Below are 21,054 nucleotides of genomic sequence, written 5' to 3'. Positions count from 1 at the left end.
ATGGGTTATTCATATATACCACTTATGCATGTGATGCTGCTTATTCACAGGAGGAGATTTCATCAAGTTTTTCCTGGACCCTGGTTATCCTGTCCTGACCGTTTCCACCCACGAAGATTCTCCTGTATTTCCTGGAAAACTCAAGGATCATCCCGGGGATTTCATCAGGGTCATCAACCTTTATTACATCTGATGGGATTTCAAGGCCCTCAAGGTACTCCAGTACCATGTCAACCGTGTCCTCAAGGCCCGGAAATATCACAAGGACCTTGGGGGGTGACCCTGCAATCTCATCAAGGATATGGAGGCGCCACTCCTCTGACCTCCGGGGTGTCCCGATGAACATGACATCGAAGTCTGATTCTGAAAGTACTGCCCTAATGGCATGGGGGTTGTCGGTTTTACCTGCAACGACAGATGACCCGTTGATGATGAAGGACCTTATACGGCCCCTCACAGGCTCAAAACTGGCAAGTCCCCCCCTTATGATATCCTCTGGAACCCCCAGATACCTTAGGGCCTCGGATGCCGCCCCTGCGTTCAGCCTGTTGAAGCTGCCCTCAACCATCAGGGGCCCGGTGTACTCACTGTAGGTCCTGAGAAGCCGGGGGGCCGCCATGAGTTCTCTGTCTGACTCTTCAGCGCCGACCACAGCATCCCTATCCTTCAGGAATTCTGTCATCGTCCTCCTGTAGTTCTCCATTGAGCCGTGGAAGTCCATGTGGTCCTCGCCAAGGTTTGTGAGGACCACGAGGTCAATGTCAAAGCACTCTGATGCGAATTCCAGGGTCATGTCGCAGACCTCCACAACAAGGTAATCGAATTCCTCCTCTGATGCCCTTAAAAAGAGTTCTGTGTAGCCCTCAAATCCTCCGCCAGCATTTCCGCCAAGAAGCACCCTTTTACCTGCACATTCAAGTACATGTGCTATCATCGTGGCGGTTGTGGTCTTTCCATTTGTCCCTGTGACCACAATGGTTTTGGGCTTCCTGTGGCCCTCAAGGACCCTGCAGAGGAGTTTATCCCTGAACCGCTCCATGAATTCAGTTTTTATCATTGATGGGCTGATTACAACCGCATCCGCAGCCTCTATTTTCCCTGTATCATGGAAGCCAAGGTCAAGGTCAACCCCCTGAATGTTTACGGGGACATGTCGTATGTCACTTGCATATACACTGTGACCCCTTCTTTTTAATGATTCAACTGCCCTTAAACCCTCAGCTCCAAGTCCCAGAACCGCAACCCTCATTGGTTCACCGATTAACTGTTAATCTTCTCCTGAATCATCATCAGAAACCCCGTATTCCTCCTTGAGCTGGGCTATTATATCCTCGTTCTTTGACACCTCTGGCCTGAGAGGTTTTTCCCCTTCCTCCCTTGACCTCTTACGTTTACCTATAACTACAATGAGTATGATGATCGCTGCAACCGCAAGGGTCACGGCCACCGCAGTTAATATAACCTCCATGCTCACAGGCGGAGTTTCAGAAGCTGCCCCGGGTCCCATTACCACACCTCAGTTTTATATAAATAATCATACAATATATATTTTACATGATAATGAAGGATAGAGGTGGACAGGGGGGTGCGGAGTACATACTTCTTTTTGCAGCCATCATAATAATAGCGGTTGCAGCCCTCTACATATACAGCTCCTACTTCAAGGTTTCAGGGAATGAGACAGTTGAGGTGAAGCTCACCATAACCAACATAGGCCCATCAAAAAGCGTCTTTATCTATGAGGCCAATAACACCACTGGTGGCGGAAGCAGGCACATCATATCAGGGGATCCCGGAAACTATTTCTTCCTTCTCCAGCCAGGGTCAAGCAGAACCTTCAACCTCGGCCGTATGAGTGCCGGAACCAGCTTCACGATTGAGGGTGGTGTCGGTGATCCCCGGAGAGGTGCGGATGACCTCAAGGGCATAGGTCAAGTGGGGAGGTGGACACTGAGCATAGGAAACCAGACCTACTCCTGGACCATCAGAGGACCATTCGACTACCGTAAGAACCCCACTGGAAGTGTCCTCATGTCATTCTCCATAGCAGGGGGCGGAGGCTCACCCTTCAGGTTCACCGCAGACCAGGCCCAGGTGCGGGGTAACGTATCAAGGTAGGTGAAATGGATGGGAAGATATAAAAAGGCCACCTTCGGTGCCGGATGCTTCTGGGGAGTTGAGGATGCCTTCAGGAGAGTCAGGGGTGTCGTATCCACCCGTGTGGGGTACATGGGGGGCCACATGGAAAACCCCACCTATGAGGATGTATGCACCGGACTTACAGGGCACGCCGAGGTTGTTGAGGTCACCTTTGACCCTGACATTGTAAGTTACAGTGACCTCCTCGATGTCTTCTGGAGTATCCATGACCCCACAAGCCTCAACAGGCAGGGGCCGGACGTGGGTGAGCAGTACCGTTCGGTGATATTCTACCATGACGATGAGCAGAGGAGGCTGGCAGTGGAGTCAAGGAGGAAGCTTGAGGAGTCCGGGAGGTTCAGGGGGAGGATCGTGACGGCCATTGAACCGGCAACTACCTTCTATGAGGCCGAGGACTACCACCAGCAGTACCTTGAGAAGAACAGGGAGCGAAGGTGCTATCTCAGGAGGCTAATCTGAGGGCACAGCCCTGAAAAAGAATGTGAAAATAGAAAGGGGGTGAATGTCTAATGAAAGAGGTCAAGGATGATGTTGCACTGGTCCTCTGCGGTGAGGCAGGGCAGGGGATACAGACCGTTGAGGCACTCCTTATAAGGGCCTTCAGTGCCACCGGCTACCATATATTCTCCTCCAAGGAGTACATGTCCCGTGTGCGTGGCGGTGAAAACTCCACCCTGATAAGGGTCTCATCAGGGCCTGTGAGGGCCTTTGTGGACCGTATCGATGTCCTCTTTGCGCTGAGCCCAGGGGCGGTGGACCACCTTAGGGAGAGAATCAACGGGACACTGATTATTGCAGATGAGAGCTTCGGGGAGGAAGATGCCGTGGGCCTGCCCATACTTGAGGAGGCTGAGAAGCTAGGTGGACGGATATTCGCCAATGTTGTGGCTGCAGGCGCCGCAGCCCGTCTCTTTAGGGTAGAAGAGAGTGTCTTTGATGATGCTGTAAGGGCACTGTTTGAGCGGAAGGGGCCTGAGATCCTCGATGCAGACCTGAGGGCTGGCAGAAAGGGGTATGAACTTGGTGAGGAACTAAAAGAGCACCTGAAAGTTTCTGTTGAACCGGACCCCTCTGTCAGGAAACACGTAATTCTTAACGGTACTGAGGCCGTGGGCCTCGGGTGTATAGCAGGGGGGTGCAGGTTCATGTCATCCTACCCCATGACCCCCTCAAGTCCCCTCCAGATATTCATTGCAGAGAATGCCGATGAATTTGACATGGTATTTGAGCAGGCCGAAGATGAGATTGCAGCCATAAACATGTGCCTTGGGGCGTCATATGCAGGTGCCAGGTCACTTGTTGCAACCTCAGGGAGTGGTTTTGCCCTCATGGAGGAGGCTGTGGGCCTTGCAGGGATGATAGAGACCCCTGTGGTGATATATATCGGTCAAAGGCCGGGGCCGGCGGTTGGTCTCCCCACGAGGACGGCCCAGGAGGACCTGAACCTGGCCCTCTACTCTGGACCAGGGGAGTTTGCAAGGGCCATATTCGCCCCTGGAAAACTGGAGGATGCACCTGAAATAGCGGCCCATGCATTCAACCTTGCAGACAGGTACCAGATACCCGTCTTCATACTCTCAGACCAGTACCTGGCAGACCTCTACTACAACCTCCCTGAACCCGAAATCAGCGTGGAGCCAGAGTATCATATCATAGAGACGGATGCCAGTTACAGGAGGTTCAGATTCACCGAGGACGGTATCTCCCCCCGGGGGATTCCAGGCTACGGCTCTGGACTTGTACGTGTCGATTCAGATGAACATGATGAGGACGGCTTCATAACAGAGGACCTCGATGTAAGAAGGAGGATGGTTGAGAAGAGGAATCTGCGCCTTCAAATGCTCAGGGATGATGCACTCCCACCTGAGGTCTGGGGTGACGACTCCAGTGCAGTGATATGCTGGGGTTCCACCTACTGGCCTGTGAGGGAGGCCATTGAGTCATCTGATGCCGAGGTCACCATGGTGCATTTCAGTCAGGTCTACCCCCTGGCACCTGATACCCGTGAGCTTCTAGAGTCATTTGATGTGACAGCTGTCGTTGAGAACAACTACCGGGGACAGTTTGCTGATCTCCTTAAACTTGAGGCCGGCTTTGAGGTTGACCATCGACTCAATAGGTACAATGGTATGCCCTTCAGTGTTGAGGAGATAAGAAAATTCATAGGGGAGGTTTTTGCATGAAACCAGAGGACTATGACCTTGATGTGGATGTGGCATGGTGTCCTGGTTGCGGTAACTTTTCGATTCTCCGGGCCCTCAAGATGGCCCTTGCAGAGCTTGATATACCACCTGAGAGGCTGGTGCTTGTCTCAGGTATAGGCCAGGCAGGTAAGCTCCCCCAGTACCTCAAGTGTAACTACTTCAACGGTCTCCATGGGAGGTCCCTCCCGGCTGCTGTGGCAATAAAGGCTGTGAACCCTGAACTCACAGTTATCGATGTTAGCGGTGATGGCTGCATGTACGGTGAGGGCGGCAACCACTTCATCCACAACATAAGGAGGAACCCTGATATAACAAACATCGTCCATAACAATATGGTCTATGGTCTCACAAAGGGGCAGGCATCCCCCACCAGTCAGCCGGGCTTCAGGACACCTGTGCAGGTTCACGGTGTCTTTGAGGAGCCCTTCAATCCCCTTGCAGTGGCAATCTCCCTGGGGGCCACCTTCGTTGCCCGGGCCTTTGCAGGTGATATTGAGAGGACCCGGGACATTCTCGTTGAGGCCATCAGACACCATGGTTATGCTCTCGTGGACATCTTCCAGCCCTGTGTGACCTTCAACCGTGTCAACACGTTCCAGTGGTTCCGTGAGAACACCTACTACACTGACCATGACACCTCAGACAGGACGCTTGCCTTTGAGAAGTCCCTTGAGGGTTACGGTTCAGGGAAGTTTCCGCTGGGTGTGATCTACCGTGCTGATGGTGGAGCCACATTCGAGGAGAACCTCAGTATATACAGTGATGATAAAACTCCACTGTGGAAGAGAAGGCATGATCCTGGTAAGCTGAAGACCCTCCTTGAATCAAAGATGATGCTTTAACATGCACTTTAATTGACCATAATTTTAATCATTGTACTGGAGAATCTGGTATGGAAGTCAGGCTTTACATAACAGAGGGTGACATTGAGGACCACCATGTCTTCATGGAGAAACTCGGCCTTTCAGGTCTCAGCTGGAGAGAGACTGACCTTGAGGATGCAGATGCTGTGATAATCCTTGCCGGCCTCTGGGGAACCATGAAGGAAAAAATAATGGATGATGTTAAAAGGGCTGTGAAACTCTCCAAGCCCATAATAACCGTGAGGCCCTATGGCCTTGAGAACGTGCCTCTGGAACTTGAAGAAGTGAGTTCCGAGATTGTTGGATGGAATCCCCACTGCATAGGGGAAGCCATTGAGGATGCAGTTAATCCAGAGGACAATCAATGAAAATTGATGCAGTTAATAGGGATTAAAATCGGAGTTAAATGAAATCATGATACGGTGAATCCAGAAAATAAGAATTAAACCTGAAAGAAAAATAAAGGGGTTGGCCTCTTAGGCCGATGATTTAACCACAAACATGCCGGGTTTGCTTGATGTGGGGTGGTATATCCTGTTGTAGCCACTGTAGTCATAGTCCACCCATCTACCGCCGCTGTACACCTGTACTGTGCGGTGTCGTGGTGACATGCTCGTGGCGTACTGTATTATACGCACCTTCTTCCCGGCTGATGTGAGTTTTCTATATAAGTATTCACTCATAGCCCAGCAGTCCCCTATGTTAGGATCATAGCGGTACGTGCTGGTGCTGTAGGCCGCCCGTACCCTTTTCTTCTTGTAGTACTTATTATTGTAGTACCTTTTCTTCACACTGGTACGGTATGTGGCCCTGACATTCTTCCTGTAGGTCTTCTTATATTTCTTGTACTTGTATGCGGCGTCAACCTTCACAGGTTCCGCCTTTATGGTTTCAGTTTTTGTTACTATCTTTGCGTTTTCTGTTTCAGTATTTGTTGCCTCACTGATGGGCACTGAACCCACAGTGAACATCAGTGCAAAGAGCACTGTGACTGCTTTGAATCGCGTAATTCTATCGCCTCCATGTCCAATACTAACCCTTCAGGTCGCTTAGGACACTGGGTCAATGGTTACATCATCATAGTATATAAATGTTTCCATGAAATAAAAGCTCTGAGAGCTCATTTAATCAAAAAAAGCCACTAGAATCCTTTTCTAATATTCAGATATTCTCTGAGAATCCATCCCACTTTATTTGAAGATAGGGGCCATCAGGGAATCCCATTTGGAGTTTAGGGGCAGAGGGGCTCCCCGATAGAATGGAGATCCAGAAGGTAAATCCTGTATAAAAAGCGACTTACAGAGCTTATTTCTGTTAAAAGAAGAACTAGAATGCTCAATAAATTAAAAGCAACATTAAAATGAAAATTTGAATTTAAAATGATTTTAAAAGCTTATATGGAGCTAAAGGACCCTATAAAGTGTCAAAAATGGAAATAAAATTATATATGGCCTTTTAAAACTTTATCCCGCCTTCCGGATGGTTGATACCCCATCGAACTTTTCAACCCGGTATATGTGGTCTGCAAGGTTTTCAAGTTCCTCCTCATGGGATACCAGGATTATCTGTCTGGCCTCAAGTTCATCGAAGATATCCCTGAGCTTGTAGAGCTGCTCCTTGCTGAAGCCATCGGTTGGCTCGTCCAGTATAAGTATATCAGACCGCACATCGCTCAGACTCTGGACCACCATGTTGAGGGCGAGTCTGTAGGCAAGTGCTATGCTGGTCCTCTCACCACCACTAAGGTACTCAAGGTTCTGTTCGTAGCCGTCCTGCTCCACGATGGGTGTGAAGTCCTCGTCAATCCGCACCGATTTATCGGGGTCATCCACCAGGACCCTGAACCATTTCTGGAACCTCTCATTGAACTCATGGTTTATCTGTGCCATCACATGGGTTTCAATGTCAGCGAGTGCAGGGATGAAGTAGGATTCAAGCCAGGTCACATGGTCCTTGAGTTCACTGGCACGTTTTCTGAGTCTCTTCTTTTCATCAATTTCATCCTCAAGTTTCCGGATCTGTCTCTCCTTTTCCTCGATTTTCCCCCCAACTGATCCCAGAATCTTTCTTTTCTCATTCTCAGAGGTTTCAAGTTCATGGAGTTTTCTACTTACATCCTGTATACTGGCCTCCACCTTATCCCTGTTTTTAAGTGCCTCCTGGTTTTTCTTTATTTCCTCTTTCTTTTCAGCGATGATCGTAGCATTTTCATTAATCTTCTGGAGGTTCTCTCTGTATTCCCTGCTGGTTTCAGGGTTGAGTTCATGAATTCTTTTTTCAAGGTCATCTATCTTCGAATCTGATGCTGAGAGTCTGCTTGAACAGTTCTTCTCCCTTTCACGGAGGGTTTCCAGCTCCTCCTCAATTTCTCTAAAACGGGATTCCGCATCCTTCAGTTCACTGATTATCTCTTCATTTTTGTTTATATCTGATTCAATGCCCCTGATTTCTTCCTTCTTATTCTCAAAGTCCTTCTGCTTTTTCTCATATTCGGCTGTTTTCTTCTTAAGGTCCTTCCGGAGTCTACTGAGTTCTTCCCTGGACCTCATGTATTCTATTACACGTTTCAGGAGTTCTTTTTTATTTTTAATGTTCACTTTAAGCTCATTTATCCTGGATTTAAATGACCTTTCCCTCTTTCGGGCATCTCTGAGTTTATCGTCTATGTACGCAGGGTCCACATCCTGGTCACATGTGGGACAGACACTAACATCTTTTATGGACATGTAGTCCTCTATCTTTCCGGAAATGGCGCCCATCTTATGCTGGAGATTCGATACCTCGCCCTCAAGTTTATCTATCTCAGTTTTCAATTCATCCTCAGTGTACCCTGGATCCTCAAGGGACTCCAGTTTTCTTATCTCTGATTTGAGGTCGTCAATCTCACCCTTAATTGCGGTGATTTCAAGTTCCAGATTGTCCCTGACACCTGAAAGGGTCTTAAATTGATTCATAAGGCCTTCAAGCTTACTAGAAGCATCTTTGAACTTTTCATAGTCCTCTTTGATGGATTTTTTCTGATCCTTCATCTTTTCAATATCGTTTCTGAGTGAATCAAGTTTCTTCTGAAGCTTATCTTTCACATCCTGGCATTTCTGAAGTTCATCCATGGATTTCTTATATTCTTCCTCTATGTCCCTGTTTTTCCTCTTGAGACTATCTGAGAATGAACTCAGGTTTTTAATTTCATTCTGAAGGGATTTTATCTTCTCATCCGCATTCTGAATCCTTTTTTCCTCCTTTTCGAGTTCTTCAAGTTTCAGTTTGAGTTTGCTGATCTCAGCCTCGATTTCTCTGAGTTCATCTTCAAGCTGCTTCCTCTCAGATTTCAGTTCCCCCTTCTCAGTGATAATATTCTGGAGCTCCTTTTTCTTATCTTCAAGGTCGTAGGATCTATCCTCAAGGCTTTCTGCGTATCTCTTTATTTTCTTTGAAAGCAGTTTGGCATTATCAGCTGCTCTGCTGTACTTCTCAAGGTCGAAGGCCTTTCTGAGCCTTTCAAGCCGGTCAGTTTTTCCGGTCTCTATTATGTTCTTCATCTGCTCCTGTGGGGTGAAGACCGCGTAACGGTATATTCTGCTCCTGGCCCTTGGATTCAGGGGTTCCCTGTAACCCAGGATGTTAAGTACCTCGGCCTTCAGTTCCTTTGCAGAGAGTTTCCTTCTCCCTGTGGGTGTTCTGATGTAGAGTTCCCCCTGCTGCACCCCTGAGGCGGCCCTTTTAAGTTCCCGGTAGATGGTGTACTCTGTACCGTCAACAGTGAAGGTGAGTTTGACTGAACCTGAATTTGCTGTGGCCCTCAGAAGGCTGTCACCCCTCTGGTCACCCAGCCCGAAGAGCGCGAATTCTATTGCAAGTAGAAGCGTCGTCTTACCTGAACCTATATCCCCCTCAAAGAGGGTCACCCCATCATCAAACTCAACAGTTCCTGATTCATAGCTCCTTATGTTCCTGAGTTCAAGTGAATTGATAATCAAAGAATATCACCACCTGCTATCAGTTATCTGGATTCACCCGAGCAGGTCAACACCATCATCTCTCCGGGGGTTATCGGTTATCATCATCCAGATTCACCCCCATGACGGCCTCTGCTTCCTCAATGACCCTCCTCTCATATTCTTCCTTCTTCTCACCGGGGGCAATCTCATTTTCAAGTTTCCTGAGGAGTTCAACCGCCAGTGAGTCGCCCCTCTTCATGAGACTTTTGTTTCTGATGTCAACTCCGGCGAGTTTCTCCCTGAAGATCCTCCTCTCAAGTGCAGGGATCTCGCTCTCAGCGACCCTCACCTTCTGTATCTCACGGGTGCTGAGGCCGTGCCTGTTGATCTGGACAACACGGGCCCCCCTGGATTCAAGTTCCCTCCTTATCCATGCTGAATCTATGTCCGAGGTTCTCCCTGAGCTGAGCTCACCCCTGATCTTGAACATCACAACCTTTCCCTTGACATCGTGTTCCCCCATTTCTTTACGTATAAGGAGGGATGCGTCCTGGGAGTTCTTACCTGTCACATCACATTCTATGTATTCAAATTCAGCGGGCCTTATAACCCTGAACTGGGGAGTTTTTGCCTTTTCCCTGAATTCAACAAGGTAGTACCCCCTCTCCTCTCCCCTGGCGTTCTCCTCAAGGTCCCCTGCGTATGAACCGAAGAGTGCCCCAGGGTATACTATGGGGCCGTAGCCCTCCTCCAGGTAGCAGCCCCTCCTGTGGAGGTGGCCCCCTGCATAGTACTCCAGGCCACGGGGGAAGAGGTTGAGGTCGATGGAGTCCATCTCTGCAAAATCAACGGGCTTGAACTGGGTTATGGCGCTGTGGAAGAGGAATATCCTGAAGCCGTCCTCGGCCTCAAGGGCCTCCCTGTCAAGGTTCCTGAAGTAGTCAACCTCCAGTGCCCTTGACCTCCCTGATAGGCCCGTGATCTTTGCCCCGGTCTTCTCATCCACCGTGAACTCCAGTCCCAGCTTCTTTCCTGGGATGGGGCGCACAACCTTTTCTATGACCCCCGCGGTTTCCAGGATGTCTATCATGGAGGTGTTTGATGGGCTGTAGTCGTGGCTGCCATAGTTGACGTAGATTGGGACCCCCTCATCCCTGACCCTCCTGAGTTCCAGTGTGGCCCTCTTGACGGTCTCCATGTTTGGGATGTTGGAGTGGAAGAGGTCCCCCGCTATTATCATGAAGTCGACATTATTCTCCAGTGCATCATCCAGTGCCATCCTGAAGGCCTGGAATTCCAGTTCCCGGAGTTCAGGCTGTTTCTGGGCCCCCAGGTGGCAGTCTGACAGGTGCGCGAATCTGTACATCAGTTTCACCTCATCCTATGAATTCAATGTCCTCATCTTCATCCTCATGATCCGTGGATTCAATGAACTCCTCAAAGAGTGGTATCTTCACGGGCACCGCGAACTTTGTGAATATGCTGCTCACTATGGCCTCACCCTTATCCAGGCTTGCTATTGCCCTGTTGTCATCTGAGAGGTCCTGGGAGGCGCTTCCTATTATCTCAGCCCTCTCCTGGGCCATCTCATTCCCCAGGATTATCTTGGTGTTCATGTTTGCAAGGACCGTCCTGGGGATGAGGCTTACGAGCTGGGTTATGGCGACCAGGCCTATGTTGAATTTACGGCCCTCCCTTGCGATGGTACTGTAGATGTTGTTTCCCTGCCTCTCAATGACCTCCTTTCCAAGGACACGGGGGGCCTCCTCTATCACTATCCCTATGACGGGTTTTCTCCTGAGCTCCCCGGTGGACTTGTACTTCTGGTACCTCCTGAAGATCTCACCGGATATCACGCTCCCAACGAGGAGTTCCGCCTCGCCCATGAGCCTTGATGTGTCCACCACGACTATCTTTCCATCCTCGAGGTGTCCTGCTATGTCCTTTATGGTTGACTCACCACCCACATCCCGGAATACTCCTCCACGGGACTTTATCTCGCCTGTGTCCTCATCCAGGTAGACGCCGAGTATCACATCGAAGACCCTTCTCAGTACACTGAGTGTCACAGATTTGACATCGGAAAGCTTCTCCCCTTCAACAATTTTGATGATCCATCTCTCTTTGTAGCAGTTGTGGTACTTTGCAATTGCCTGCTCCTGGGCCTGTGTGAATGGTATTATACCCTCAAAGTGCTCGGGTCTCAGGGCCCTCAGGTTTATTGAGAGGGTATTCCCGCCGACCGGCGCGTCAGGGGAGTAGTAGACCACGTTACCTGATGGGTGCTTTCCAAGCCCCGCCTCGTTCCTGCCATAGTACTCGTCGTGGGGGTCCAGCACCAGCATGCCCACACGGTCCATATCTGCCAGGCTCCAGAGCATGACCTTCACCAGGTTACTCTTACCTCTACCAGTGGTTGCAGGTATGAGGATGTGGTGGGTTATGGCGTCCAGGGCGTCGATGTAGACCGGTGTCTCAAGGACCTTTGAGCCGCTCCTCACATTTCCAAGGAATACCGGGTTGCGGGGCTTTTCGAGGAATGCCAGGTCCCCATCCCTTATCCTCCGGACCTCCCTGAAGAATCCGGGGAGGCGTTTGGGTAGCATTGGCTCACCATTCCTCACATGGAGTATAGGGCGGGCCTCTGCGATGATATAGTTCCGCAGTTCCGGTTCAAGGAACTCCACGTCCCCCCTGTAGCCTTCAAGGTTGAAGCCTGATGCAAGTTCCCTCATCCCCTGGGGTATCTGGGACCTGTATTTGAGGTCCTTGACCTGGAGTATCGTGTAGCCATCCCCCTCAGCGACAAGGAGGTCGCCGAGCTCCACTGGTTCATCTGATTTCTGCCTTATTAGTACCGCGGCTGTTTCGCCACCTATTATCTGTCCTGCGATTTCCATTAATATTCACCTGCATACCTGTTAAGTGTATCGTGGTAATCGAGACTTTCTGTCTCATATTTTATGCCCTTAAGGACTTCACCATCCCTGATCTGTGATAGGACTCTTCTCCTGTAGATTTCAACTTCATCCCCTGAGACACGGGCCCTCATGTCCACGTCCACCAGCCCGTAGGGGTAGCCCGGGAAGCAGGCGTCCCCTGCGTTCAGTGAGAGGGCGGATGCCACTTCCAGTGCCTTATACGCCTCATAATCCCCGAGGATGTCCATGCGGAATATCCTTCCTGCGGGGTTCAGCTTAACCGCCGCCAGGATGGTGGGCCTGTCTGTCCTTATGGCTATGGGGTCATAGCACCATGTCCCCTTCACATCACCCTCTGATGCGAGCCTCCCGATGGCTGAAAGGAGTGAAATTGAAGTGGTGGTGTAGAGGGTGCAGGTCTTTGAGAGCCCTACCACGTGGATGTCCCCTGCCCTATCCCCAAGCTCATTTATGTAATTGTTTTCCTTCTCGAATGACGCCTGCAGTGAACCGTCCCTAACCAGTACATCCCCTGCATCGAGTTCATCAAGGGCACCCAGTGCCATGCTCCACTCTGCAAATCTCCTGGGAAGGCCCTTGAGGGTTGGCTCATCAATTGTATCGGTTTCTTTCAGTTCAAGGTGCATGTCATCCTCATCCGGGAGGAATTCCAGGTACTCCTCCCTCATGGGGTGTAGCTGGAATCTGCAGATCTCCTCCTCCGGGTTCATGGTCATGACAGAGAAGAACTCGATCCTCGATGGCATCTCGGACTGGACCCTCTGGCCTCCCCTGAAGAGGCCCAGTGCAACCCTGTTGAGCTGGACTGAGATGCCCGGCCCCTCCAGTATGGGGCTGTTGCCGCCGTCTATGAAGGCAATGAGCCGCTCCTCTCCCGCCTCAATGGGCTTGAAATTAGCTGTGCTGAATTCATGGGTCCTGTATTTCGCTGAGCTGAAGTAGGGTGTTCCGATCCCTGACCTCACCCTGTTCTCAAGGGTCTGTGCAATCCTATCAAAAATGTCCAATAAAAAATCCCCCATGTAAATGTTTAATGTTGAATAAGAAATAAATATTATAAATAGTTTGTGGTTTTTAGTTGAATGGCCAGGTCATCTGATCGTTCCAGGGATATCCGGGGCCTTACCTATTCCTCTGGCTTAACGATGACTGCTGTACCGTAGGCAAGGATCTCCTGCATTATGTCGGATATGGAGTCTGAGTCGAAACGGACACTTATAACCGCATTTGCCCCGAGTTCACGGGCATGGTCAAGCATCCTTTCAAGGGCCTCCTGCCTTGAGTGCTCCATCATGGTGACGTACTCCTTGATCTCACCACCCACAATGGACCTTAAGCTTGCGCCTATCTGACCCCCGAGTCCCCTGCTTCTAACTGTCAGCCCATAAACGAATCCAAGGGTTTTAACAGCTTTGTACCCGGGGATATGGTTGCTTGTAACGTATAGCACGTCACCGTGCTTTTCAACTGCAGGCGCTTCTCTTCGCTCCTCAAGCCTCGTGCCGCACTCGTCACAGAAGTTTGAGTCAGCCCCATATTCCTTCCCGCAGTTTGGACAGAATTTCTCTGCTGATGACTCTCTTGGGGAAGCTGAAACAGCTCTGCCTCTCCTCTCAGCCAGTCTCATCTTCATCTCCTCACTTGTAACCATAATAACACCATAATTATTTTTATTGCAGACGTATAATAAGGTTATCATGAAATCTGCAGATGATATGGATAACCCCTCCACTGCCCCGCCAAAGATAAACTTTTTCAGTAAAAGGAAGTTGCAAAGGATTCTACCATATATTCCGCTTGTTGTAGTTGCCTTTCTTCTTATATTGAATCCATATTATCTGTTTCCCACACATGGTGATCTTGATTTTCATCTTGTGAGGGCGAGGGAAATTATTGATGATCCAATTCATGGTCTCCTCTGGGACTACATGGTCTACTATCCAGCAGGAAGACCCCTCTGGCATCAGCCCCTTATACATATACTAATGGCATCCCTCTGGTGGATTGGTGGAGTTAGATTCATGCACTCCATCATGTGTATCCTCCAGATTCTCCTTACTGTCCTCACAGCATCATGGGTTTCATCAAAGTTTTATGGGGAAAGAGCAGGGTTCATTGCAGGGATGCTTGTACTTGCAGCTCCGAGACCAGACACACTCTCAGTAGTAATGCCCGCCACATTCGTCCCCATATTCATTGTACTCACGATATATTCTCTCTCAAGGTCAAAGCTGAAGCTATCGTTCATAACGTCATTGATGGCCATTTCCACACATATCATGGGTCTTCTGGTGTTGCCTGTTATCCTTGCAGATAGTATCAAAAAGAATAGGAACCTGATAATCGCTATATCCCCTCTAATCATATTCTGGATAATTTATTTTGCAGTTTACGGTCCTTCATCTTCTGGAAATCTAAGCTCAGATTTTCAGGGCCTTGATCTGGTAAATGAACTTTCACTGATACCTATTATAAGCGGAACTATCGGTCTGTGGTTCATAAGAAAAAGGAAAGAATTTAAACCTATTGTAGCATACATTACAGGTATACTCATATTACAGCTATACTTTGATGTTTCAAGGGCCTTCCAGTATGTGGTGCTTCCCCTTGCTATTACAGGGTCATATTTCTTTAATCAGCTGATAAACAGATCCCCAGCTTCCTTCAAGATCATAATATTGCTGCTTGTCATACTTTCTTCATCTGCATTTCTGGCACCTTTAAGTTTAATCGATACTTCCTGGGCAGATATGAGCACGCCCTTTGAAAATCGTTACTATCCCCTTAAGGAGTACATTGATACCCACACGTCCCCTGGTGATGTGGTGTGGGCCTCTGGTTCAGTTGCAGATAAGGTTGCCTGGATGACCGGGAGGAGGGTCTCCAATGGTCGCTATGGGCCCCCACCTGGATTTAGGGAAACATACCAGGAAATAAATATCTACGAGGAGGATGGAAGGTTTGTTGTGAGGGACCTGGAAAACAGGACCCTGGATGTTATAGATCCCCTTTGATTTTATGCAAAAACAAAAAAAGGACTATTAAAGGGGTCTGAATGATCAAAAAAATAATTTGAGGGTGAATTTTCCATGTTCAACAGGATGTCTACCTCCTTATACTCTTCTTTAAATGGACTCCCAGCTGTTCAAATGTTTCAAGGATCTTGGCATACTTCTCCTCATTCATTTCCCCATCACTTGCCACTATCCTTATCTCAGCCACCGCATCCAGGTTGATGAAGTCCTCGTTGATGGCCTTCTTGATCTTGATAATATCGAACATGTTGTCGAGGAAGGTGCTGAATTTCAGTTCAATTGTAATATCTTAATATCAATTTCAAGGTTAGAGTGTCCAATTTTTTCATTTATTCCCTGCATCTATAAATGTTTCCATCAGTTTTTGGGAACAATGATATTAAGGTGGAACCACTCTAATTTAAATCCATGAAAACCCAGCTGCGGAGGGAGCTGACCCTCTTTGACACGGTTAACCTTGTAATCGGGACCATAGTGGGGGCTGACATCTACATCGTGGCTGCCTATGGTGCAGGTAGCCTTGGCCCGGCCTCCATAATGGCCTGGTTCCTGGCCGGCCTCATGGCCGTGGTTATTGCCCTTGTATTATCTGAGGCCTCCAGGATCCTCCCTGTGACCGGGGGCCCCTACGCCTATACATGTGAGACCCTCGGACGTTTCGCGGGTTTCATAACCGGATGGTCCCTCTGGGTCTCCTCGTGGATAGCCATAGCGGTGTTCCCCATAGCCTTCGTCTACTACCTTGAATACTTCATCCCCCTTAATGCCATCTGGGAGGCCCTCGTCAAGGTCCTCTTCATAGTCTCACTCACACTCATAAACATCGCAGGGGTTGGAAGGGCAGGTAAGGTGAACGATGCCCTGACAGTACTCAAAGTGGCGCCGGTGCTCCTCTTTGCAATCCTGGGGGCGGTGTACCTCGCCCTCAACCCCGCAACCCCTGCAGCTAATTACACCCCCCTGGCACCCATGGGCCTCGGGGCCCTTGGCGGTGTCACCGTCCTGGTCTTCTGGGCCTACGTTGGATTTGAACTTGTAACCGTCCCTGCAGATGAGGTTAAGGATCCTGAGAGAAACATACCCCTGGCCATAACCCTGGGGATGGTCTTTGTGATGCTATTCTATCTCCTCACCAATGCCGTTATCCTTGGGCTTGTGCCCTGGAGGGTCCTTGCAGCCTCAAACGCACCCCTCACGGTTGCCGGGTACAGCCTCATGGGTGAACTTGGGGCCCTTATACTCACTGCAGGTGCCGTGTTCTCGATTGCCGGTTCAGAGGAGGCAGGGATGCTCTCAACTGCAAGGCTACTCTTTGCCATGTCCAGGGATGGTTTCCTTCCGCGTCTCCTCTCCAGGGTCCACGGGAGGTTCGGCACACCCCACGTCAGCATCCTGGTCCAGAACCTCACGGCCCTTGCAGCTGCACTCACCGGTACGGCGGCTGGGCTCATTGAATTATCAGTTTTAACCCTTCTACTCCCCTACGCGGCAACCTGCGTTTCACTGGTGATACTTCAAAGGAGAGGTGGTGCTAGGGTTCCTGTGAAGAGTGTCCTGGGTGTCCTTATCTGTATCTACCTCCTCCTTAATACCACACCAGGGACCATCATCGCCGGCTTACTCCTGATCATGGGGGGCGTCCCATTATACCTCATATTCAGCTGGAAGAACTCAGAGAATAAGGTATGATGGAATAGATATTGGTGGAATGTTTTCCCTTAGTGTCTGAATGCTGAAACCCTATCCCTGTAAGCTCCTTCATCGGCTTTCTCGGTGTTAGCGTTTTTCTGGTATTCACACTGCTTTCAGTTTCAATGTACCCAGAAACCTACAATCCACAGTACCAGTGGATCAGCAATCTGGTAAACGTGAATCTGCTTCAAGCATGTTTTTCAGAGAACAGAGACATTCTGGTCGTTTTCAATCCCTCATGACCCATCCCTGGACCTGAATTGGCATCTGTACTCCTCTCAGTGGGATGGGTGCTTCTGATATCATGAAGCATGCCGGGTCTGGATTCTCATGATTCCGTGAAAAACCGGTGAGGCATCTCTATCCCTCCCCCCTGTGGACAGTCTTGGCCCAGCGCCTCTCGCGCCTCCGTAGCATGTGAACTGCTGCCGCCACAAAGAGGGGTATGAGGTATAAACAGTAGGCCCAGTACTCAATGGATAAAAGTATAGTACGGGGTATGCTGTAGCCGTCCATTTTTATACCGCTCATTGTGAGGGGGAAGAACGCCACGGTTGATATTAGGCCTATTATGAAGGGGGCCTCCATCCTGAATCCGAAACCAGCCAGGTTCAGAATGAACACCACATAACCCAGCATGACGAACCCTATGAAGATCATGGAGAAGAGGTAGAACATGGCGTCAAGCTTCCTGTGGAGTGCTATGGGGGCATCGATCATCGGGGCAAGGTAGACAAAGAGGGTCTCCAGGTTACCTGTGAGCCAGCGGGTCCTCTGCCTGAAGAAGGCCGGCCACTCACTCACGGCCTCCTGGAAGACCTCCGCCTCCGGGGAATACCTGACATGGTACCCCCTGAGCATCAGCTTGACGCTGAGGTTCAGGTCCTCTGTAACCGCGTAGCCATCCCAGCCCCCTATCTCCTCAACAACCCTCCTCTTAACCAGCTGGCCGTTACCCCCAAGGAAGGCCGGGACATCCATGTTCATCCTTGACCTCATGATCACGTTGCCGAATATGGCGAATTCAATGTCCTGCATCCTGGTGAGGAGGTTCTCATCTGCATTGTACATCCTCACTCTGGACTGGGCACCGGCCACATCATCACCATCAAGGTAGGGGACTATATTCCTGAGGAAGTCCGGTTCAACCCTGGCATCGGCATCAAAGACCGCTATGACGTCGCCCTCAGCAATTGTCATGCCATCGTTGAGGGCGTACCCCTTACCGTTGAAGGCGAAGGGTGCCCTCCTTGTTACAACCTTCAGGTGCCTGTACCTCTTCACGAGGTCCTCCAGGATCTCACCGGTACGATCCGTTGACCCGTCGTTCACCACTATGATCTCATAGTTCCTCCTGCCGTTTACATGGTAGTCCAGGGAGGATAGGGTTTCAACGCACCTCTCAATGGTGTTTTCCTCGTTGTTGGCGGGGACTATAATGCTCACCATGGGCATTGAATCTGAAACAGGTCTTTCAGGTTTCCTGTAACTGAATGAAAGATGCAGGAGACTGTAAACCACAGGTATGAATAGTGTGTACATAAGCCATGTCATGCTCCATGTTATGAAGCCATAGGCTGCAAGTCCCACTATCACAGATGATACAAAGAAGACGCCGGTCTTCTCTATCTTCATCTCCTCTGCCTTGGTGACGATGACCTCATGCATCCTCCTTGAGTAATCCTCAGTTTCCTTAATGGTCTGTAGTACCACCTCGATCTCGGCCCTCAGCTGCTCGGTGCTGAAGGGTTTGAGGAGATAACCGTAGGGTTCTGTCTCCAGTATCCTGGCGAGGGTCGAGTCATCTGAATAGGCTGTAAGGTATATCACAGGGATCCCGTGTTCGCACTGTATCATCTCCGCGGCCTCTATACCATCCATCTCACCACGGAGGTAGACGTCCATGATGACAACGTCGGGCTGGAGTTCGGAAACCGCTGATACAGCACCTTCACCTGTATCCTCAACCCCCACTACCCTGAACCCTGCCTCCTCCAGTTTATGGGAGAGGTCAGCTGCGACGATCGCCTCATCCTCCACCACAAGGACACTAGGGATTGCACCGGTCTTCCTCTCCTTTGGGACCTTCAGGAGGTCCCTTATATCTGCCCGGTACCGTTTGAGGGCTGTTTCAACCGTCACCTTGAGTGTCCGGTCATCGTAGGGTTTGAGGAGGTAACCGTAGGCCCCGGCCCTCCTGGCCCTCCCTATGGTCTCGGGGTCAGAGTAGGCTGTGAGGAACACCACCGGGACCCTGAGTTCCTTCACCCTCCGGGCCACATCCACACCATCCATCTCACCCCTCAGGACTATGTCCATGAGCACAAGGTCCGGCCTCTTCTCTGCTATCAGCCTGAGGGCCTCTTTACCTGTGGCTGCAACCCCAACGACACTGTAGCCCATATCCTCCAGTCTCATTCTGAGATCCGATGCTATGAGTGCCTCGTCCTCTACGATCAGAATTGACGTCATGTCCTCACCTTTAGCCGCCAAGCCACCTTCTGAGTTTCCGGATACCCATGGTGTTTATCACATCATCCTTCTCTGCCCAGCCGCGCCTTGCGGTTATAACACCCCACCTGATGTTCTCAAGGGCACCCCGTGAGTGGGCGTCACTGTTTATTGCGATCCTGCAGCCTGCATCAACCGCCATCCGGACATGGGTGTCTCTAAGGTCCAGGCGGAGGGGGTTGGAGTTCACCTCTAGGGCGACTCCCAGTTCAGAGGCGCGTTCAACCACCCTCTCCATGTCAACCAGGGGGTCAGGTGACCCCAGGACTCGCCCGGTGGGATGGCCTATTATATCCACAGGTTCATGCTCCATTGCCCTGAGTAGCCTCTCTGTGATGTTCCCGGGGTCATGGATGCTTGCAACAACCAGGTCAAAGTCCTGCAGGATTTTATCAGGGACCTCGAGGCTTCCATCATAGAGTATGTTGACCTCGACACCTGCAAGGATCTCCACGTCCTCTATACGCTCGGCGGCCCGTAGGTATGCATCCACATCGTCGATGTACCTTGCATGGTCGGTGAAGGCAATATACTCCCTCCCAAGGATGGATGCGTACTCTGCCATGTACTCCATTGCATCGATGCCGTCACTGAAGAGGCTGTGCATGTGGAGGTCCCCCCTGATATCTGAGAAGTTTACAAGGTCCGGGAGTTTCCCCTCCGCTGCGGCGGCCACCTCGCCACGGTTCTCCCTGAGTTCAGGTTCAATGTAGGTCAGTCCAAGTGCCTCCAGGACCTCGGTCTCTGTCCTCCCGGCGACCCTCTCATCCCCCTTGAAGAGGCCGTATTCACTGAGTTTCATTGAGGAGGAGATGGCTATCCTCCTTAGCTCCACGTTGAACTCCCATGAGCCTGTGAAGTAGAGGAGTGCCGCCCCAAAGACCTCGTCGTCGAAGACCCTGAGGTCACAGTCAAGGCCCTCCCTGAGGCGCACGGTTGACTTCCTGGAACCCTTAACCACGACCTCCTCAACCAGGTCCATGGAGGTGAAGTGGTCCATGACCCTATGGGGGTCGGTGGCTGTCACCAGTATGTCTATGTCCCCGACGGTCTCACGGCCCCGCCTTATGGATCCTGCCACCTCAACCCTCCTGACACCCTCAAGTTCAAGGAGCTCTGATTTTATCCGGGATGCCAGGGGTACCACGTAGGCGAGGGGTCTCCTGGAGATCCTTGACCTTGCAAGTTCAATGTTACGGAGTATCATGGCCTCCCTCTTCTCACCCATCCCCCTGAGTCGCCTTATACGGTGCCTCCTTGCCTGTTCTTCTAGGTCATCCAGTGTCTTTATCCCCAGCTCCTCGTAGAGGAGTTTAACCGTCTTCGGACCCACGCCCTCCACCGAGAGGAGGGAGTCAAGGTCCACAGGGTATTCCCCTGCCAGTTTCTCGAGGAGTGAGAGTGAACCCGTGGATAGTATCTCCTCTATTTTTGCAGCGATGTTTTCCCCTATACCGGGGAGTTCCCTGAGTCTCCCCTGGGCTGCCACATCCTCTATGTCCTCCCCAAGAAATTCCACTGTCCTCGCGGCCCTCCTGTAGGCCTTTGTCCTGAATTCATCGCCCCTGAGTTCCATGTAGTCAGCAACACGGTTCAGAATATGGGCCACCAGATGATTCTTCATAGGATTATATATGACCATATTAAATTAAAAGGTCATCTAATGATACCACCAACTGGACAGATGATGTTTTAGGAAGGTTGGTCAT

General features: G+C 50.4%; 18 protein-coding genes and 1 pseudogene. 7 read left to right on the top strand and 12 right to left on the bottom strand.

Annotated elements, in window-relative coordinates; translation table 11 throughout:
* Window positions 1-40 precede the first annotated feature (40 nt).
* A complete protein-coding gene (locus QFX30_RS00350; RefSeq protein WP_300486639.1) occupies window positions 41-1,249 on the bottom strand; it encodes a Mur ligase family protein in 1,209 nt (402 codons plus the stop codon).
* Window positions 1,250-1,267: 18 nt separating this feature from the next.
* Window positions 1,268-1,507: a hypothetical protein gene (locus QFX30_RS00345; RefSeq protein ID WP_300486636.1), complete on the bottom strand. Its 240-nt coding sequence runs from the start codon at window positions 1,505-1,507 to the stop codon at window positions 1,268-1,270.
* Window positions 1,508-1,554: 47 nt separating this feature from the next.
* On the opposite strand from QFX30_RS00345, the gene QFX30_RS09035 reads away from it, so the two are divergent.
* Genes QFX30_RS09035 through QFX30_RS00320 form a run of 5 tightly spaced genes read left to right on the top strand, consistent with a single transcriptional unit; the run spans window position 1,555 to window position 5,595 of the window.
* On the top strand, window positions 1,555-2,118 hold the full coding sequence (locus QFX30_RS09035; protein ID WP_367186113.1) for a class III signal peptide-containing protein: 564 nt from the start codon (window positions 1,555-1,557) through the stop codon (window positions 2,116-2,118).
* A gap of 9 nt (window positions 2,119-2,127) precedes the next feature.
* A complete protein-coding gene (gene msrA / locus QFX30_RS00335) occupies window positions 2,128-2,619 on the top strand; it encodes a peptide-methionine (S)-S-oxide reductase MsrA (protein WP_300486633.1) in 492 nt (163 codons plus the stop codon).
* A gap of 50 nt (window positions 2,620-2,669) precedes the next feature.
* Window positions 2,670-4,343 carry a 2-oxoacid:acceptor oxidoreductase subunit alpha gene (locus QFX30_RS00330; protein ID WP_300486631.1) on the top strand — a complete coding sequence of 558 codons (1,674 nt, stop codon included), beginning with the start codon at window positions 2,670-2,672 and terminating at the stop codon, window positions 4,341-4,343.
* A complete protein-coding gene (locus QFX30_RS00325) occupies window positions 4,340-5,206 on the top strand; it encodes a thiamine pyrophosphate-dependent enzyme (protein WP_300486628.1) in 867 nt (288 codons plus the stop codon). Before QFX30_RS00330 ends, QFX30_RS00325 begins: the two co-directional genes overlap by 4 nt.
* A gap of 50 nt (window positions 5,207-5,256) precedes the next feature.
* A complete protein-coding gene (locus QFX30_RS00320) occupies window positions 5,257-5,595 on the top strand; it encodes a hypothetical protein (protein WP_300486625.1) in 339 nt (112 codons plus the stop codon).
* A gap of 108 nt (window positions 5,596-5,703) precedes the next feature.
* On the opposite strand, the gene QFX30_RS00315 is transcribed toward QFX30_RS00320, so the two are convergent.
* The 7 genes and pseudogenes from QFX30_RS00315 to QFX30_RS00285 form a co-directional block, all read right to left on the bottom strand.
* Entirely contained in the window at window positions 5,704-6,213 is a 510-nt protein-coding gene (locus QFX30_RS00315) for a hypothetical protein (protein WP_300486622.1), read from the bottom strand.
* A 477-nt stretch (window positions 6,214-6,690) separates the two neighbouring features.
* Window positions 6,691-9,204, bottom strand: coding sequence for an SMC family ATPase (locus QFX30_RS00310; RefSeq protein WP_300486619.1), 2,514 nt, complete (start codon window positions 9,202-9,204; stop codon window positions 6,691-6,693).
* A 70-nt stretch (window positions 9,205-9,274) separates the two neighbouring features.
* Complete coding sequence (locus tag QFX30_RS00305) at window positions 9,275-10,531, bottom strand: DNA repair exonuclease (RefSeq protein WP_300486616.1); 1,257 nt, start codon at window positions 10,529-10,531, stop codon at window positions 9,275-9,277.
* 10 nt (window positions 10,532-10,541) lie between these two features.
* A complete protein-coding gene (locus QFX30_RS00300; protein WP_300486614.1) occupies window positions 10,542-12,065 on the bottom strand; it encodes an ATP-binding protein in 1,524 nt (507 codons plus the stop codon).
* Window positions 12,065-13,114, bottom strand: coding sequence for a DNA double-strand break repair nuclease NurA (locus tag QFX30_RS00295; RefSeq protein ID WP_300486611.1), 1,050 nt, complete (start codon window positions 13,112-13,114; stop codon window positions 12,065-12,067). The genes QFX30_RS00300 and QFX30_RS00295 overlap by 1 nt, the downstream gene beginning before the upstream one ends.
* Window positions 13,115-13,233: 119 nt before the next feature.
* Window positions 13,234-13,557, bottom strand: coding sequence for a heavy metal-binding domain-containing protein (locus QFX30_RS00290; protein WP_300487351.1), 324 nt, complete (start codon window positions 13,555-13,557; stop codon window positions 13,234-13,236).
* Between the two features lie 48 nt (window positions 13,558-13,605).
* A pseudogene (locus QFX30_RS00285) lies at window positions 13,606-13,734 on the bottom strand (zinc-ribbon domain-containing protein); the annotation flags it as partial.
* A gap of 247 nt (window positions 13,735-13,981) precedes the next feature.
* On the opposite strand from QFX30_RS00285, the gene QFX30_RS00280 reads away from it, so the two are divergent.
* Window positions 13,982-15,121, top strand: coding sequence for a hypothetical protein (locus tag QFX30_RS00280; RefSeq protein ID WP_300486608.1), 1,140 nt, complete (start codon window positions 13,982-13,984; stop codon window positions 15,119-15,121).
* A 91-nt stretch (window positions 15,122-15,212) separates the two neighbouring features.
* Here QFX30_RS00280 and QFX30_RS00275 read toward each other — a convergent pair whose 3' ends face one another.
* A complete protein-coding gene (locus QFX30_RS00275) occupies window positions 15,213-15,389 on the bottom strand; it encodes a hypothetical protein (protein ID WP_300486605.1) in 177 nt (58 codons plus the stop codon).
* Window positions 15,390-15,550: 161 nt separating this feature from the next.
* On the opposite strand from QFX30_RS00275, the gene QFX30_RS00270 reads away from it, so the two are divergent.
* Complete coding sequence (locus QFX30_RS00270) at window positions 15,551-16,831, top strand: amino acid permease (protein WP_300486602.1); 1,281 nt, start codon at window positions 15,551-15,553, stop codon at window positions 16,829-16,831.
* 363 nt (window positions 16,832-17,194) lie between these two features.
* Here QFX30_RS00270 and QFX30_RS00265 read toward each other — a convergent pair whose 3' ends face one another.
* Window positions 17,195-19,306 carry a response regulator gene (locus tag QFX30_RS00265; protein WP_300486599.1) on the bottom strand — a complete coding sequence of 704 codons (2,112 nt, stop codon included), beginning with the start codon at window positions 19,304-19,306 and terminating at the stop codon, window positions 17,195-17,197.
* 10 nt (window positions 19,307-19,316) lie between these two features.
* Window positions 19,317-20,969, bottom strand: coding sequence for a DNA polymerase/3'-5' exonuclease PolX (polX, locus tag QFX30_RS00260; protein ID WP_300486596.1), 1,653 nt, complete (start codon window positions 20,967-20,969; stop codon window positions 19,317-19,319).
* Between the last annotated feature and the right edge of the window lie 85 nt (window positions 20,970-21,054).

Source organism: Methanothermobacter sp. (genome assembly GCF_030055435.1).
In the GTDB taxonomy this organism is placed as follows: domain Archaea; phylum Methanobacteriota; class Methanobacteria; order Methanobacteriales; family Methanothermobacteraceae; genus Methanothermobacter.
Note: the sequence above shows the minus strand (reverse complement) of the source record. Positions and strands in the feature narration are given on the sequence as shown.